This window comes from Dendronalium sp. ChiSLP03b, from assembly GCF_034531165.2.
GTDB classification, from domain to species: Bacteria; Cyanobacteriota; Cyanobacteriia; order Cyanobacteriales; family Nostocaceae; genus Dendronalium; species Dendronalium minutum.
This window is the reverse complement of the sequence record NZ_JAVRBR020000011.1, coordinates 21,086-35,613: the sequence shown is the minus strand read 5'-3', so window position 1 is coordinate 35,613 and position 14,528 is coordinate 21,086. Positions and strand designations below refer to the sequence as shown.

Genomic DNA, 14,528 nt, shown 5'->3' with positions numbered 1-14,528 from the left:
GAATGTAGATATGTTAATAATTAATATTTGTGACTGGCAAAATAAATCTTTAACCACGATGGGCGGCTGTGTGTAGTCAAGCCCAGAAATGCCGATAAACTCAAGCTCCTCAGTACGGCAGCTACACAAAAAGTAATGAATAGTTAGTAGTAGTATCATCATCTTGGATGATACTTCTTGTGATGTCTATAATCTTTATACAGGCATCCAAAAGCCTAGCCTGTGCTAAAATCAGCGTACCGGCACGACGCAGGTGATGGGATCAATGTTATATGTTTGAACGCTTCACAGAAAAAGCCATTAAGGTAATCATGCTGGCCCAAGAAGAGGCCCGCCGTCTAGGTCACAATTTCGTCGGTACCGAACAGATCCTCTTGGGTCTAATTGGAGAAGGAACCGGCGTAGCGGCCAAGGTGTTGAAATCCATGGGTGTCAACCTCAAAGATGCCCGAATTGAAGTAGAAAAAATCATAGGCCGGGGTTCGGGCTTTGTTGCCGTGGAAATACCGTTTACGCCACGGGCAAAGCGAGTTCTGGAACTATCCTTAGAGGAAGCGCGCCAATTAGGGCATAACTACATTGGCACCGAGCATCTGTTGTTGGGCCTGATCCGGGAAGGGGAAGGTGTGGCAGCCAGGGTGCTAGAAAACCTCGGGGTGGATCTATCTAAGGTAAGAACCCAAGTCATTCGGATGCTGGGAGAAACAGCCGAAGTTGGTGCCCCTGGCAGTCAGTCAGGACGTACCAAAACTCCAACCTTGGATGAATTTGGCTCGAACCTCACCCAAATGGCGACAGACAACAAACTCGATCCAGTGGTAGGACGTGCCAAAGAAATCGAGCGCGTAATTCAGATTTTGGGTCGCCGGACTAAAAACAACCCAGTGCTAATTGGTGAGCCAGGTGTTGGTAAAACGGCGATCGCTGAAGGTCTAGCATCACGCATTGCTAATAAAGATGTCCCTGACATCTTAGAAGATAAGCGTGTCGTCACACTGGATATCGGCTTGCTCGTAGCAGGAACCAAGTACCGGGGTGAATTTGAAGAACGCCTGAAGAAAATCATGGATGAAATTCGCCAAGCAGGCAATGTCATTCTCGTGATTGACGAGGTTCACACCTTAATTGGTGCAGGCGCGGCAGAAGGTGCAATCGACGCAGCAAATATCCTCAAACCAGCTTTGGCAAGAGGTGAATTGCAATGCATCGGCGCGACAACCTTAGATGAATACCGCAAGCACATTGAGCGGGATGCAGCCTTAGAGCGTCGCTTCCAGCCAGTAATGGTAGGTGAACCCACTGTCGATGAGACAATTGAAATTTTGTATGGTTTACGCGATCGCTACGAGCAACACCACAAGCTGAAAATCTCCGATGAAGCCTTAGTGGCGGCGGCGAAGCTATCTGACCGTTACATTAGCGATCGCTACCTCCCAGATAAAGCCATCGACTTGATTGATGAAGCTGGTTCCCGCGTGCGCTTGATTAACTCCCAACTGCCACCCGCAGCCAAAGAGTTAGACAAAGAACTGCGGCAAATCCTCAAAGAAAAAGACGATGCAGTCCGTTCCCAAGACTTTGACAGAGCCGGGGAACTACGCGATCGGGAAATGGAAATCAAAGCCGAAATCCGTGCCATTGCTCAAAGCAAAACTAATGGCTCCGGTACAGAAGGCGAAGAACCAGTAGTCACCGAAGAGGACATTGCCCACATTGTCGCTTCCTGGACAGGCGTACCAGTAAACAAACTCACCGAATCTGAGTCCGAGAAGCTGCTGCACATGGAAGACACATTGCATCAGCGTCTAATCGGGCAAGAAGATGCTGTGAAGGCAGTTTCACGAGCCATTCGCCGCGCTCGTGTCGGTTTGAAGAATCCTAATCGACCCATTGCCAGCTTTGTCTTCTCCGGGCCTACCGGGGTGGGTAAAACCGAGCTAGCGAAATCCTTAGCGTCTTACTTCTTCGGTTCCGAAGAAGCAATGATCCGCTTAGATATGTCGGAATACATGGAGCGCCACACCGTCAGTAAGTTGATTGGTTCGCCTCCTGGTTATGTTGGTTACAACGAAGGCGGTCAGTTAACCGAAGCAGTGCGTCGCCGTCCTTACACCGTGGTGCTATTCGACGAAATCGAAAAAGCCCACCCCGATGTATTCAACATGCTGCTGCAAATATTGGAAGACGGACGGTTAACCGATGCTAAAGGTCGCACCGTTGACTTTAAGAATACCTTGCTGATTTTGACTTCCAATATCGGTTCTAAGGTAATTGAGAAAGGTGCTTCCACCATCGGCTTTGAATTTGCGGATGATACTGGTGAATCGCAGTACAACCGGATTAAAACCCTGGTGAATGAAGAATTGAAGCAGTACTTCCGTCCAGAGTTCCTCAACCGATTGGATGAGATTATCGTCTTCCGTCAATTGAACAGAGACGAGGTGACACAAATCGCCGATATCATGCTCAAAGAAGTGTTTGGTCGCTTGACTGAAAAAGGTATCAACCTAGAAGTCACCGAACGCTTCAAAGACCGCTTGATTCAAGAAGGTTACAGCCCTAGCTATGGTGCAAGACCTTTACGCCGGGCGATTATGCGCTTGTTAGAAGATAGCCTAGCAGAAGAGATTCTGTCTGGTCGCATCAAAGATGGCGATACAGCCGTTGTTGATGTCGATGAAAGCGGTAACGTTCAGGTGACTTCTCAACAGCAGCGCGAATTGTTGCCTCAAGGAGTTGAGTAAGATTTAAAATTTGGGATTAAGTCTCAAATATAGAATTAGAAAACGGTAGAAGCATGTAAGTCTCTACCGTTTTTTGTGTGAAAAGGTCTTCTTTAAATTTGGAATTGATCGCGGGCGATCGCACTGGAGGTTTCTAGATCGTTTACTAACTGGCAATGAAATCTCAAGTCATCCTACGGGAGGCACTCTTCTCCAAAATCGATTGCATAGTCACCCTCAAGCATCCTCTGTTATTCATCCCAGTAAGGAGAGCAATATAAAGACCTTATACCATTTCCCAAAAATAATGATGCAGATCCAAACCCAGAAACCTAGACTAAATGGGACTTTCTTAATTACGAATTACGAATTACGAATTACGAATTGGTATTACTCCTGCCTCCAGTTCTAATTTTTCATTCCCGACAATTGCCACATCTTCCACATATAGCTAGAAATCCAATTCGTTATAATGTGAGCGACAATTGGCACTAACAAGTTACCACTGATGAGGGCGCTATACCCCAGTATTAGACCAATAATAGTTGCCCAAATGACATAAGGCCATTGTTGGGAACCGCTGAGGTGCAAAACACCAAAGCAAAGACTGGATACAATTACAGCCACATGATCTAAGCCTAAAGCTGGCAGCATTACACCCCGAAATAATAATTCTTCACTCAACCCCGGTAGCAACCCCAGCCAAATTAAGTCTGGCAAAGCTAAGGGACTCAGCACTACTTCTAGGTAATAATCTGCACTTTTACGGTAAGGAGGGCAAAAGCGATAAGCTAAGCCACTCAAAGCTGTAATCGTTAATCCTAACGTCAGCCCCAAGAGTAAATCCCTTTGATCCCAGTACCACTTAAATAGTGATACATTACCAAAGTGCAACCACAGCTTGGCAACTATCCACAAAATGATTGCCGTTGCTCCCATTGCCACCAGTACTTGGATGCGTGTGAGGTAGGGAATTTCTGGTTCGTGTTTTTGTTGTTCTACCACGGGTATTTAGAATATGAGGGAGATGAGGGAGACAAGGCAGACAAGGGAGAGAATAATAACTACTCCTGCCTTCTAACTCCTGACTACTGACTGCAAAGAGGATAATTTGGGACACAGAGCAGATGGATTAATACCTGCTTTATGTGCTACCACTATACCCACTGCTTCTAAATATGAGTGTACCTGTATGGATTTGATCCCCAGGGATTGCGGAGGAACTTGTATTAAAGTTTTATTTTCCTCCACTGTAATTATCTGGCATTGCCTCTGGCTTAAACTCAGTAAGGCGGTACTGCCACAAGCGGTTGCAGGTACGATCGCAGCATCAACTTCATCTGCCCAAATATCTTCCTGTAAAGACCTGGCTAACTCTTTCTCTAATATAAATTGTGGGGCACGACTTAAGCCTACAAGTACGCACGGTAAAAAAGTATAACCTAATTCTTCGGCGGCGGAGCGGGGCGATAAATTGGGGTCTGGGGGTGCGATCGCAAGGGCAGGAGAATGGGCGCAAGGAATTTGAAAGGTTCGTACTACTAAATGACTAATTACCGCTTCTGCACCCGCTAGGGGATCTACGCCTTGACCGTGACGGTAGTTTTGCACAGCCTCTTCATCCATATCATCGGGGAAACGCGCTACAACTGCGATCGCTTCTGCCCCCGCTTTTTTAATTAATGTCTCGGCTGCCCTGAGTAAACTATCAGGATTGCCAATTGTTCCCCAACTCGCCCCCGATGATGCAGACCGTAATTCTACATTTAACGGCGCATCAGTGATAACATAATCTGTTAAAGTTAAGCCCAGAGTTGCCCTAGCTGCGTCGGCTGCTTGCAAATGTCGCAACCGCAATTCCGGCTCAATACCTTGGTCTAAAAGTAAACCAATTTTGTTGTTGCGAACTGGGCGCAAACCCCAGCATCCAGAAGCAAATTTGTCAAGCCCGTAACCTTCAACATAGAAAGCGTTGGGGATATTCCAGTACAGACTCGCGCCATTGAGGACATTGGGGTGAGTAATTAGGCGATCGCAAACCTGTGCTAAAACCTTGGCAACAGGTAGTGCATCTCCGGCATAACCTCCAATTGCTGCCCCAATCCCAGTGGGAACAATTAAAATAGTAGTGTATGGCCGATTCATAAAAAGTCTTGTGTGCTGAGTCGGAATCAGCAAGAATAATTTCAGATTGATTCATGAACTTCAAGTTCTGGGTTTCTAATCCTTTAGTATTTCTAACTACTCAGAACTCAGCACGGGCTAAACGCGCCGCTACCGCTAACAGAACTCAGCACTCAGAACTTGCTTTAGTTACAACTGCTTCCACAACAGCCTTTTGCTGGTCAGCGTCTACAGAAGTAATTGCCCAACGTAGGGGTTCTCCTTGGTTTTTCAACTCTGCTTCAATTGCTTTTTGCAGTTCTGTGGGAGTTTCTTGCAGGTCAATTTCAGCAGTAATAAAATGAGTAGTCATTGCGGTGATCCTTGTGAATTGCAGTTTCTAGAATAGCTGAATAAAGTGTGAAGGATGAAGTAAAAATTGAGTTTTCTTTATCCTTCATCATTCCATCCTTTTATCGATCTTTTCCAAATTGCAGTTGATAAACTATTTCTTCCTTTTCTGTATCAATTTTCAAATCTGAACGGGGATAAGCAACACAAAGCAATACATAACCTTGTTTTTGCAAATCTGGACTAACGCCCATACCATCAGTTTGATCGACAGTACCCTCAACAATTTGACCAGCGCAAGTTGTACAAACACCTGCATGGCAAGAACTCGGTAAATCTATACCAGCGGCATCAGCTACTGACAAGATAGTTTCATTTTCAGGAACTTGCAAAGTATGAGTTTTGCCTTGGTGGTTAATTTCTACGGTGTAAATTTTGGACATATACAAAAGCAGGGTGTTCCAACGGTCAAATGGATTATTTTATCTGATAAATAGATGCAAAACCAAATTCTGCAATGCAAATAAAAGAATTATTTTCAAATAGCTTTATCGGCAAAAGTAGCTTTACAGTGTAATTATAAGTCCTAGCCAGACGAAAAGCTTAAAGCCAGGAGCTTCACTTCTCGTTAATTCAACCTGTCAAGACTTATGAAGTTGAATTATCATAAAGCTTCGGAAGTAATTATAAATACTTAACAAATGTTTGGCTAAATATCTTGGAGTGTAAAATGCTAGAGTCATATCGTCAACACGTTGCCCAAAGGGCAGCACTAGGAATTCCCCCCTTACCGTTAGATGCAAAGCAGACATCAGAACTGTGCGAACTATTGAAGAATCCGCCAGCTGGTGAAGAAAGTACATTATTACATTTATTGCGCGATCGCGTTCCTCCTGGTGTTGATGAAGCTGCTTATGTCAAAGCTGGATTTCTCACCGCCATCGCTAAAAAGGAAACTACCAGCCCTTTAATTTCGCCAATCGAAGCGGTGGAATTGCTAGGAACAATGGTAGGTGGCTACAACGTGCAAGCTTTAATTGACTTGCTGCAATTACCTACTAAATCTGTATCAGATTCTTCCGATACACCTTTGGTGATGGGTGGACAAGGAAAAGAACCAATAGCCGCATACGCCGCCACCGCCTTAAGCAAAATCCTTTTGGTGTATGACGCTTATCACGATGTCTTGGAATTATCTAAAACCAACCCCTTCGCTAAGCAAGTGATTGACTCTTGGGCAGAAGCTGAGTGGTTTACTATTCGTCCGCAGCTACCAGAATATATTAACGTCACTGTTTTTAAAGTTCCTGGCGAAACCAACACCGACGACTTATCCCCCGCCACTCAAGCCACCACTCGCCCAGACATTCCCTTACATGCGTTGGCGATGCTGGAGTCAAGACAACCGGGAAGCTTAGAAATTATTGTCGAGTTGAAGAAGAAAGGGCATCCTGTTGCTTACGTGGGGGATGTAGTTGGTACTGGTTCTTCGCGCAAATCTGCCATCAACTCAGTATTGTGGCATCTGGGAAATGATATTCCCTTTGTACCCAACAAACGCGCTGGGGGATATATTTTAGGTAGTGCGATCGCGCCTATTTTCTTCAACACTGCTGAAGATGCCGGTGCTTTGCCAATTCAATGTGATGTCACCAAACTAGAAACTGGCATGGCGATCACCATCTATCCTTACAAAGGTACAATCACCAACGAAGCAGGTGAAGTTATTTCCACCTTTACCCTTAAACCCGATACCATTCTTGATGAAGTCCGTGCCGGGGGACGTATTCCTCTACTTATCGGACGTACCCTCACCGATAAAACACGGCAAGCACTCGGTTTAAAACCTAGCACTGTCTTTATCCGTCCTCAACAACCCAGCGATACAGGCAAAGGCTACACTCTAGCACAGAAAATGGTAGGTAAAGCTTGTGGATTACCTGGCGTGCGTCCCGGTACATCCTGCGAACCTATCATGACCACCGTCGGTTCCCAGGATACCACAGGCCCCATGACCCGCGATGAGTTAAAAGAACTCGCTTGTTTGGGTTTCAGTGCAGACTTAGTAATGCAGAGTTTCTGTCACACCGCTGCTTATCCCAAACCTGTTGACATCAAAACTCATCACGAACTCCCAGACTTTTTTGCCCAACGTGGTGGCGTTGCCCTACGTCCTGGTGATGGTATTATCCATTCTTGGCTGAACCGGATGCTGTTACCCGACACCGTAGGAACTGGCGGCGACTCTCACACTCGCTTCCCCTTGGGTATTTCCTTCCCTGCTGGTTCTGGGTTAGTTGCGTTTGCGGGTGCTTTGGGTGTCATGCCTTTGGATATGCCAGAGTCGGTTTTAGTACGCTTCAAAGGTGAATTGCAACCCGGTATCACTCTTCGAGATGTCGTAAATGCCATTCCTTACGTAGCAATTCAAAAAGGTTTGCTGACGGTAGAGAAGCAAAACAAGAAAAATATTTTCTCCGGGCGAATTCTGGAAATTGAAGGCTTACCAGATTTAAAAGTCGAACAAGCCTTTGAACTCGCTGATGCTACTGCTGAGCGTTCTTGTGCAGGTTCTACGATTAAGCTGAGTGTAGAGACAATTGCTGAATATCTGCGTTCTAATGTAGCCTTGTTGAAGAATTTAATCGCAAGGGGCTATCAAGATGCCCGTACCATCCTGCGCCGTATAGCCAAGATGGAAGAATGGTTAGCAAATCCCGTGTTAATGGAAGCCGATGCCGATGCGGAGTATGCCGAAATCATTGAAATTGATTTGAACGAAATTAAAGAACCAATTGTCGCTGCTCCCAATGACCCCGATAATGTGAAATTATTATCGGAAGTTGCTAATGACCCCGTGCAAGAAGTATTCGTCGGTTCTTGTATGACGAATATCGGTCATTATCGGGCAACAGCGAAAGTTTTGGAAGGCGCAGGTGAGGTAAAAACTCGTCTGTGGATAGCACCACCAACCCGGATGGATGAACACCAACTCAAAGAAGAAGGTATGTATGCCATTTTTGGTGCTGCGGGTGCGCGGACAGAAATGCCCGGATGCAGTTTGTGTATGGGAAATCAGGCGCGGGTTGCTGATGGCACAACGGTGTTTTCTACCTCGACACGCAACTTCAATAACCGTATGGGTAAAGATGCACGAGTGTATCTTGGTTCAGCGGAATTAGCCGCAGTTTGTGCATTATTGGGGCGCATTCCCACAGTGCAAGAATATCTGGATATTGTGGCGAAGAAAATTGATCCTTTTGCTGGTGATTTGTATCGGTATTTAAACTTCGATCAAATCACTGGTTTTGAGGATGAAGGGCGAGTAATTCCGTTGGAAGAAATGCCCAGAATTGAAGATATTTTGGGTATGCCTACAGCGGTACGGTAGTAATAACTATCATGTATGTCCGCAGTTTAATTAGGGTGGGCAAAGCCCACCCTAATTAATACTTACTTTTGAAAAAGCTGAAAAATTGCCAGTAAATCAGGCCCTTCTATAGGTACAGTAGACGAATCTTTTCTTATAAAAGCTGTTTTTCCAACAAAAGATACGGTTTTTTGCGGAGGAATGGTAATTCTAATAACTAAAAATCCTTTGTATGAAATTGTGTCAAATCTTGCTAGCACTTGCGTTTTCAATAGCTCAGTAAGCTCAGAATTTTGAATAGCATTGGTAAGTAACTGCTAATTGATAATCGGTAATATCAGCGCATTCTTGCCTAGAAAGAATATTAAAATCTTTTTCTCTTGCTATTGGGAAAATACCATTTTCGGACAATTGTTTAGCATAAGAAAATTCATTAATATCAAAATACTGTTTTTGATAAGCGAACGAGTTTTCTATAAATCCAAAAACTGCATTTAATCTTTGCATTCCATCCACAATTTCATATTTCCCACTACCATATATTTGAGGACGCTCTGCTAACAAAATAAGAGGAATTGGATACTTCATCAAAATACTGCTAATCAATTTTTCTTTTTCTATTACTGTCCAAACAAGTTTTCGCTGATACTTACGGTTAATTAATAAATTGCCAGAGCGATAAAGTCAGTAAGCTTCTGTCACATTCATCGGGCGAGGTGCAATACTCATAGTTATTCTTAGACTTAGTAAGATTTAAAGCATATTATATACTGGGTTCAAAGTTGACAAGTTGTATTTAAGACCCTTTTAAATGTGCATTGCACTTTCTCATCTTGCATACAAACCTAACCCCCTAACCCCCTTCCCTTGTAGGGAAGGGGGAGAAATCTGACTCCCCTCTCCGCATCGGAGAGGGGTTGGGGGAGAGGTCAGCCATAATGTATAAATCAACATAAGTATTTATGCTTTACACATGAGCAATCCAATACCACAGCAACCCTCGCCACGGGAAGAGAAGGGAAATCGCAACATTGTTATTGGACAAAAATTAAACCCAATTAAAGTGCAACGTGCTAAAGAACTTCGTCGCCAAATGACACCAGAAGAAAAGATTCTTTGGCAACATCTTCGTGCTAATCGCTTGAATGGTTTACACTTTCGCTGTCAACAAATTATTGATGGTTTTGTTGCAGATTTTTACTGTCATGCAGCTAGGTTAGTGATAGAGGTAGATGGAAAAATTCATGAACAACAAGTTGAATATGATGCAGAATGTGACAAAGTTTTGACAGGACGGGGACTGCATTTGTTACGCATTAAAAATGAACAAGTAAGACAGGAACTCGATCAGGTTTTGATACTTATTTCTCAGGCTTGTTGTAAAGAAACCTAACCCCCCAACCCCCTTCCCTCGTAGGGAAGGGGGAGAAATTTAGCTCCCCTCTCTGCTTCGGAGAGGGGCTGGGGGAGAGGTCAATCCATGCGATCGCACTCCTAATTACCCAGTGCGCTCGTCTTAAACTGAAGATGTAACTCAAACTTCAGGTTATGCAATGAAGTCTTTGCAAGACTACACTACTGTAATCCGTCCCGATGACAATGGTACTTTTGTCGCCTATGTTCCAGCCATACCTGGTTGTCATGCTTGGGGACAAACGCCAGATGAAGCTCGTGCTGAACTTGTTTCTGTTTTTGAAATGATTCAAGAAGAATACACAGAGCAAGGTCGTTCTCTACCTGGAGATGTTGAACTGGTGATTGCAAATGCCAGCTAAAGCCATTGAATTGGAAAGGATTGCCCGAAAACTGGGATTTGAAAAAGTACGACAGAAGGGTAGTCATGCTCGTTGGCAACATCCAGATGGACGAGCAACGACAATTCCAATTCATGGCAATGCTGAAATTGGTAAATGGTTATTTCATGAAATTCTCAAACAGTTGGGTATTACAGAAGAAGAGTTTAATCAGCTACGGTAATTAGGCGTGCGATCGCCCCTTCAATTCCTCAAGGGCGAAACGCACCACAGATTATTTCTCATCTTCTTCTGAATCACCCCAGAACAGCCTGACAAACTCCTCAGCCGCAGCAGGCTCAATTTCCGCAAGTGCTTTGCGAATTTTCACCACCGTATCACCCGGTGGATCTGCAATTTCATTTACCCAACCAAAAACACTAGAACGATTGACCCCCATCACTACTGCCAATCGATTTTGAGTGATGCCATAAATTTTTAGTACTCGTTTGAGGGCTTTTCCTGCTTGTGTCATGCCTCCGATTTTGTCAGAGGCTAATACCCAAGTAAATGTTTGTAATTACGAACTACATGATATAGTTAATATATGTTCGTAATAACGAACATAAGTTTTAGTAAAAATTGAGGTCAACTATAATGAACAAAAACTCTCAACTTTCCACGCAAACAGATTCAGACCGAGAACCCGTTAGTTTCCTCGTTATCGGTTCGCGCCAAACAGTTATCAATACTGTTCACACGCTCTATAGAATGGGTTTTGCTGAGATTAGCGAGTGGAGTCCACTTTTACCCGCTTCTGAACCAGGCAAAGTGATGAAAATTTTAACCCGAAGCGTTTCTACGGACTGACAATTGTATTGCGTTGGGCGAAGCCCTTGCCGCAGGCATCGCACCCCTAATTCACCAAGTGCGATCGCTCTTTAAATATGAGACAATCACAGTTCTTCATGATTTAAGGATTTTGCCTTATCTTAGGTCATTCCTTCTATCATCTTGGCTGCTGTCTTTGCATGTCCTGTTGTTGTCTCAATTGTTCCAGTTGCTGTTGTTGTTGTAGTCTCAGTTCCTGTTGTCTCAATTGTTCCAAAGATTGTTGTCGTAGTCTTAGTTCATTTTGTTGTCTCAATTGTCGCAGTTGCAGTTGTTGTCGTAGTCTCAGTTCATCTTGTTGCCTAAATTGTTCTAGTTGCAGTTGTTGCCGTAGCCTCTGTTCATCTTGTTGCTGTCGAAATTGTTGCCACAGCTGTTGAGGTTGTTGTTTCAAATTATCCTTCCATCTACTCGTCTCCTCCCATTGTCTTTTCAATTTCTCCCGTGGTTGTTTTTGCTGCTGTAGGTTTTGAGGAATCGTCTCACTGATTTCTGCCCATACAGGAGAATGAATCAACGAAGCTATTGTTATGATTGTGAGCGATAACCCCGATCTAACTATGAATGAATAATCCATATAGTTTTCTCTGAAATTGTGACAGATTAAGATGACTGTTCGGCGTTCTAGTAGAACTATATAAACAGTGAACACATAATATATATCTAGTTTTCTGAAAGAAACTAAAGCTGTCAAAAGTATAGTTTTAAGGTATTTCCAGATATCGCACCTTAGTTAAAAAATGCGATCGCCTAAGTTGATAATGAGGAATTAGCGGCAGTTTTTACGTTAATAAGATACATTTATAAATTTCAGTAATATTTGATATACTAACGCAAATATTCATCCTTTTGCCGATGAGTTATATCGATATTTAAACTTTAATCAAAATTAAATCTCATGCAGAGAAACACACTTGCGTGATGAGTCCATAACTACGGAAGAATTTGCAAACATTCTTTCGCAGTGAATTGAAAAATAGGTAAAAACCATGAAATTAGAAAGTAGCGTCTTTGATAATAATGGTTTAATTCCAGCAAAATATACCTGTGATGGGGCAGACATTTCTCCACCTTTAATCTGGCATGAAGTCCCTACAGGAACACAAAGCATAGTATTGATTGTTGATGACCCCGATGCACCTGGGCGGACATTTGTTCATTGGGTTGTTTATGATATTCCAGCTACAGTTAGCCAACTACCAGAGCGAATTCCATCTGTCAAAACTCTGCCTAATGGTGGTGTGCAGGGAACAAATGATTTTGGCAAGTTGGGTTATGGTGGCCCCTGTCCACCCAGTGGTACTCATCGTTACTTTTTCAAACTTTATGCCCTAGATCAAAAGTTGGCTTTGGCGGCAGGTGCTACCAAAAATCAAATTTTGGCAGCAATGGAAAGTTATGTTTTGGCAAAAGCAGACTTAATTGGACTTTATAAACGCCAACGTTAAATAACAAAAAGCACCTTTTTCAAGGTGCTTTTAAAATTCATGATATTTAGTTTTGCAAAAGAATTCTTAAGTATGGTAGTTAGTTCTAGGACTGCGTACACCAGCAATAGATCCCATCAATGACGCAGCTAAACCTAGTAAAGAACCAAATACAAACCACCACAAACCTCTTGAAGTTGCAGCAGCAATATCACGAGCTTGCTCTGCAGTTACATTCGGTACATTTTGCGGTACTGTAGTACCTGGTCGTTGTACTTGATTGATCACTTCGCCAGCATTAGAAGCAGCAACACCAAAAGCACCCGATACCCCACTTGCTAATAACCAAGAACTGAGTGCCAAAGTAGTAGCCCAAAAGATTGCACCGTTAAGTAGGGCTGTGTTACGGTTCATTGGGCCAGCAGCGCGGGCTGTCACCCAACCACCAGTGAAGAGAGAAATCAACAAAGCGATAGTTGACCAAAGTCCCACATTACCCGCGACATTGGGTGCAATTGTTCTTGGCGCTCCTGAACCTGCAACGCTACCTGCTCCAATTGCTCCAAACAAGGAACTTAAAACCAATTGAGTAGCCAAGGCAACTAAAACACCAGCAATTATCGGACCCCAGCGAACACGGTCATGGTATTCACCTACTCTAGCTGCCACTGCTGGCTCATTAATAACATCATCACCTACGCGATTCACGTATGACATATTTTATTGTTCTCCCTAGCTATTTTAGCAAAGTTTTTAGTCAGCTATATTCATGCTTATTATTTATAGATTAAATTGCTAATCTTATATTTTCATATCTATCAATAGAAAGAGATATGTACTCTATCTTTAGTAGTAATAAATACATTGTTTTACAACTTGTAATTTAACTTAATCAATCCCTAAAATATTAACTTTTTGTCTTTAACTTAATTCATACTTTAATTTAAAATATACCTGTAAAATTTTCAATAATTTTAATATTTACTGCAAGCGATAGTGAATTAATGATAAAAAATATTTTTAGGAATAGGTAATAGGTAATTTTAACTAAAATATTACCCATTTTCCTCGAGCGCCAGGCTATAAACAGAGTTTTAAAAATGAAAATACTAGCGTATTTTGACAGCAGTACCTGTAGCGGTAATCAATAATAGAACTCCTGACTGGTCAATATTGATTGTGCCAGTATCAATTTCAATTCCAATCACAGCGTTTGCTCCTAAACGCTGCGCTCGTTGTTCCAATTCTGCTATTGCTTTCCGCTGGCCCTGCTCAAACAAACGCTCATAGCTGCCGGTGCGTCCACCAATAACATCCCGAATGCTGGCTAAAAAATCCCGTAGGAAATTACTGCCATAGACGACTTCCGCCGTCACAATACCTAAATATGACTCAATAACTGCACCTTGAATCACATCAGTTGTAGTTAAAATCATAAATTAGCCTCGCAATTAGTACATCGGCTAGACATCTCTTATAAAAATAGCAAGAGAAATCGAAAGGAGAAGCCACTGCGTTGGGGAGACTCTACGTTGTGCGGGTGAAGAGCATTGAAGCAAGTGGCATTGTCTCCGTTTGGGCGAACTTCAGAGAGCAGAGGGGAAGTAGCAGTAAGTTTTCCGTTGGGCATGAGGTACAAACGGAAACATTTGCTAACAATATTTATTTTAGATTTACGCAAACACACTTTTGCTTCAGACTTTTTCTTGGACAAAGTCGAGCATGTAAAGGAACATTTCATCTTTTGGCTCGATCTGATCTTGGTAATGCTCAAAGAATGATGAAAGATTTTGAATAAACAAAAGGGAAAAATTTGATACTTAATCTACCGATTTTCAAGTGGCAGCATCATAAATAATTAAGATTCGACACCTCACATAAAAGATGTATACTCTGTCTGTATTAAGAACAAGATGCGAAAACTACTGAT

General features: G+C 43.0%; 17 protein-coding genes. 7 read left to right on the top strand and 10 right to left on the bottom strand.

Features of this window, described 5'->3' with window-relative positions:
* The first annotated feature begins 272 nt into the window (after nucleotides 1–272).
* Nucleotides 273–2,744 (top strand): ATP-dependent Clp protease ATP-binding subunit, encoded by a 2,472-nt coding sequence (locus tag RMY31_RS02020; protein ID WP_409877109.1) that lies wholly within the window; start codon nucleotides 273–275, stop codon nucleotides 2,742–2,744.
* Nucleotides 2,745–3,131: 387 nt separating this feature from the next.
* On the opposite strand, the gene RMY31_RS02015 is transcribed toward RMY31_RS02020, so the two are convergent.
* The 4 genes from RMY31_RS02015 to RMY31_RS02000 all read right to left on the bottom strand — a co-directional run bounded on the left by RMY31_RS02015 (nucleotide 3,132) and on the right by RMY31_RS02000 (nucleotide 5,620).
* The gene (locus RMY31_RS02015) at nucleotides 3,132–3,728 is read right to left on the bottom strand and encodes a CPBP family intramembrane glutamic endopeptidase (protein ID WP_322662342.1); all 597 of its coding nucleotides are present in this window, start codon (nucleotides 3,726–3,728) and stop codon (nucleotides 3,132–3,134) included.
* Between the two features lie 72 nt (nucleotides 3,729–3,800).
* On the bottom strand, nucleotides 3,801–4,868 hold the full coding sequence (locus tag RMY31_RS02010) for a DUF3326 domain-containing protein (RefSeq protein ID WP_322662344.1): 1,068 nt from the start codon (nucleotides 4,866–4,868) through the stop codon (nucleotides 3,801–3,803).
* 145 nt (nucleotides 4,869–5,013) lie between these two features.
* On the bottom strand, nucleotides 5,014–5,199 hold the full coding sequence (locus tag RMY31_RS02005; RefSeq protein WP_322662346.1) for a hypothetical protein: 186 nt from the start codon (nucleotides 5,197–5,199) through the stop codon (nucleotides 5,014–5,016).
* Nucleotides 5,200–5,299: 100 nt separating this feature from the next.
* A complete protein-coding gene (locus RMY31_RS02000) occupies nucleotides 5,300–5,620 on the bottom strand; it encodes a 2Fe-2S iron-sulfur cluster-binding protein (RefSeq protein WP_322662348.1) in 321 nt (106 codons plus the stop codon).
* Nucleotides 5,621–5,907: 287 nt separating this feature from the next.
* Between RMY31_RS02000 and acnB the strand changes: the two genes are divergently transcribed.
* A complete protein-coding gene (gene acnB / locus RMY31_RS01995; RefSeq protein WP_322662350.1) occupies nucleotides 5,908–8,568 on the top strand; it encodes a bifunctional aconitate hydratase 2/2-methylisocitrate dehydratase in 2,661 nt (886 codons plus the stop codon).
* A gap of 62 nt (nucleotides 8,569–8,630) precedes the next feature.
* On the opposite strand, the gene RMY31_RS01990 is transcribed toward acnB, so the two are convergent.
* Nucleotides 8,631–8,819 (bottom strand): hypothetical protein, encoded by a 189-nt coding sequence (locus RMY31_RS01990; protein WP_322662352.1) that lies wholly within the window; start codon nucleotides 8,817–8,819, stop codon nucleotides 8,631–8,633.
* Nucleotides 8,820–8,832: 13 nt separating this feature from the next.
* Nucleotides 8,833–9,207 carry a DUF262 domain-containing protein gene (locus tag RMY31_RS01985; RefSeq protein WP_409877119.1) on the bottom strand — a complete coding sequence of 125 codons (375 nt, stop codon included), beginning with the start codon at nucleotides 9,205–9,207 and terminating at the stop codon, nucleotides 8,833–8,835.
* 313 nt (nucleotides 9,208–9,520) lie between these two features.
* Between RMY31_RS01985 and RMY31_RS01980 the strand changes: the two genes are divergently transcribed.
* From RMY31_RS01980 to RMY31_RS01970, 3 genes are all read left to right on the top strand, one after another.
* Nucleotides 9,521–9,940: an endonuclease domain-containing protein gene (locus RMY31_RS01980; protein WP_322662355.1), complete on the top strand. Its 420-nt coding sequence runs from the start codon at nucleotides 9,521–9,523 to the stop codon at nucleotides 9,938–9,940.
* Nucleotides 9,941–10,100: 160 nt separating this feature from the next.
* Nucleotides 10,101–10,322: a type II toxin-antitoxin system HicB family antitoxin gene (locus RMY31_RS01975; protein ID WP_322662357.1), complete on the top strand. Its 222-nt coding sequence runs from the start codon at nucleotides 10,101–10,103 to the stop codon at nucleotides 10,320–10,322.
* Nucleotides 10,312–10,524, top strand: coding sequence for a type II toxin-antitoxin system HicA family toxin (locus RMY31_RS01970; RefSeq protein WP_322662359.1), 213 nt, complete (start codon nucleotides 10,312–10,314; stop codon nucleotides 10,522–10,524). Before RMY31_RS01975 ends, RMY31_RS01970 begins: the two co-directional genes overlap by 11 nt.
* 51 nt (nucleotides 10,525–10,575) lie before the next feature.
* On the opposite strand, the gene RMY31_RS01965 is transcribed toward RMY31_RS01970, so the two are convergent.
* Complete coding sequence (locus RMY31_RS01965; RefSeq protein WP_322662361.1) at nucleotides 10,576–10,815, bottom strand: helix-turn-helix transcriptional regulator; 240 nt, start codon at nucleotides 10,813–10,815, stop codon at nucleotides 10,576–10,578.
* A gap of 122 nt (nucleotides 10,816–10,937) precedes the next feature.
* Here RMY31_RS01965 and RMY31_RS01960 point away from each other — a divergent pair, with 122 nt between their 5' ends.
* A complete protein-coding gene (locus tag RMY31_RS01960; RefSeq protein ID WP_322662363.1) occupies nucleotides 10,938–11,150 on the top strand; it encodes a hypothetical protein in 213 nt (70 codons plus the stop codon).
* Nucleotides 11,151–11,289: 139 nt separating this feature from the next.
* On the opposite strand, the gene RMY31_RS01955 is transcribed toward RMY31_RS01960, so the two are convergent.
* Entirely contained in the window at nucleotides 11,290–11,748 is a 459-nt protein-coding gene (locus RMY31_RS01955; protein ID WP_322662365.1) for a hypothetical protein, read from the bottom strand.
* A 412-nt stretch (nucleotides 11,749–12,160) separates the two neighbouring features.
* Between RMY31_RS01955 and RMY31_RS01950 the strand changes: the two genes are divergently transcribed.
* Nucleotides 12,161–12,619: a YbhB/YbcL family Raf kinase inhibitor-like protein gene (locus RMY31_RS01950; protein WP_322662367.1), complete on the top strand. Its 459-nt coding sequence runs from the start codon at nucleotides 12,161–12,163 to the stop codon at nucleotides 12,617–12,619.
* A 66-nt stretch (nucleotides 12,620–12,685) separates the two neighbouring features.
* Here RMY31_RS01950 and RMY31_RS01945 read toward each other — a convergent pair whose 3' ends face one another.
* A complete protein-coding gene (locus RMY31_RS01945; protein WP_322662369.1) occupies nucleotides 12,686–13,315 on the bottom strand; it encodes a hypothetical protein in 630 nt (209 codons plus the stop codon).
* A gap of 392 nt (nucleotides 13,316–13,707) precedes the next feature.
* Entirely contained in the window at nucleotides 13,708–14,034 is a 327-nt protein-coding gene (locus tag RMY31_RS01940; protein ID WP_322662370.1) for a YbjQ family protein, read from the bottom strand.
* Between the last annotated feature and the right edge of the window lie 494 nt (nucleotides 14,035–14,528).

What these genes read in the sequence shown, in the direction of transcription:
- RMY31_RS02020 (WP_409877109.1), top strand. Translation starts at nt 273, where the DNA reads ATGTTTGAACGCTTCACAGAAAAAGCCATTAAGGTAATCATGCTGGCC.
- RMY31_RS02010 (WP_322662344.1), bottom strand. Translation starts at nt 4,868, where the DNA reads ATGAATCGGCCATACACTACTATTTTAATTGTTCCCACTGGGATTGGG.
- RMY31_RS02005 (WP_322662346.1), bottom strand. Translation starts at nt 5,199, where the DNA reads ATGACTACTCATTTTATTACTGCTGAAATTGACCTGCAAGAAACTCCC.
- RMY31_RS02000 (WP_322662348.1), bottom strand. Translation starts at nt 5,620, where the DNA reads ATGTCCAAAATTTACACCGTAGAAATTAACCACCAAGGCAAAACTCAT.
- acnB (WP_322662350.1), top strand. Translation starts at nt 5,908, where the DNA reads ATGCTAGAGTCATATCGTCAACACGTTGCCCAAAGGGCAGCACTAGGA.
- RMY31_RS01980 (WP_322662355.1), top strand. Translation starts at nt 9,521, where the DNA reads ATGAGCAATCCAATACCACAGCAACCCTCGCCACGGGAAGAGAAGGGA.
- RMY31_RS01975 (WP_322662357.1), top strand. Translation starts at nt 10,101, where the DNA reads ATGAAGTCTTTGCAAGACTACACTACTGTAATCCGTCCCGATGACAAT.
- RMY31_RS01970 (WP_322662359.1), top strand. Translation starts at nt 10,312, where the DNA reads ATGCCAGCTAAAGCCATTGAATTGGAAAGGATTGCCCGAAAACTGGGA.
- RMY31_RS01965 (WP_322662361.1), bottom strand. Translation starts at nt 10,815, where the DNA reads ATGACACAAGCAGGAAAAGCCCTCAAACGAGTACTAAAAATTTATGGC.
- RMY31_RS01960 (WP_322662363.1), top strand. Translation starts at nt 10,938, where the DNA reads ATGAACAAAAACTCTCAACTTTCCACGCAAACAGATTCAGACCGAGAA.
- RMY31_RS01955 (WP_322662365.1), bottom strand. Translation starts at nt 11,748, where the DNA reads ATGGATTATTCATTCATAGTTAGATCGGGGTTATCGCTCACAATCATA.
- RMY31_RS01950 (WP_322662367.1), top strand. Translation starts at nt 12,161, where the DNA reads ATGAAATTAGAAAGTAGCGTCTTTGATAATAATGGTTTAATTCCAGCA.
- RMY31_RS01945 (WP_322662369.1), bottom strand. Translation starts at nt 13,315, where the DNA reads ATGTCATACGTGAATCGCGTAGGTGATGATGTTATTAATGAGCCAGCA.
- RMY31_RS01940 (WP_322662370.1), bottom strand. Translation starts at nt 14,034, where the DNA reads ATGATTTTAACTACAACTGATGTGATTCAAGGTGCAGTTATTGAGTCA.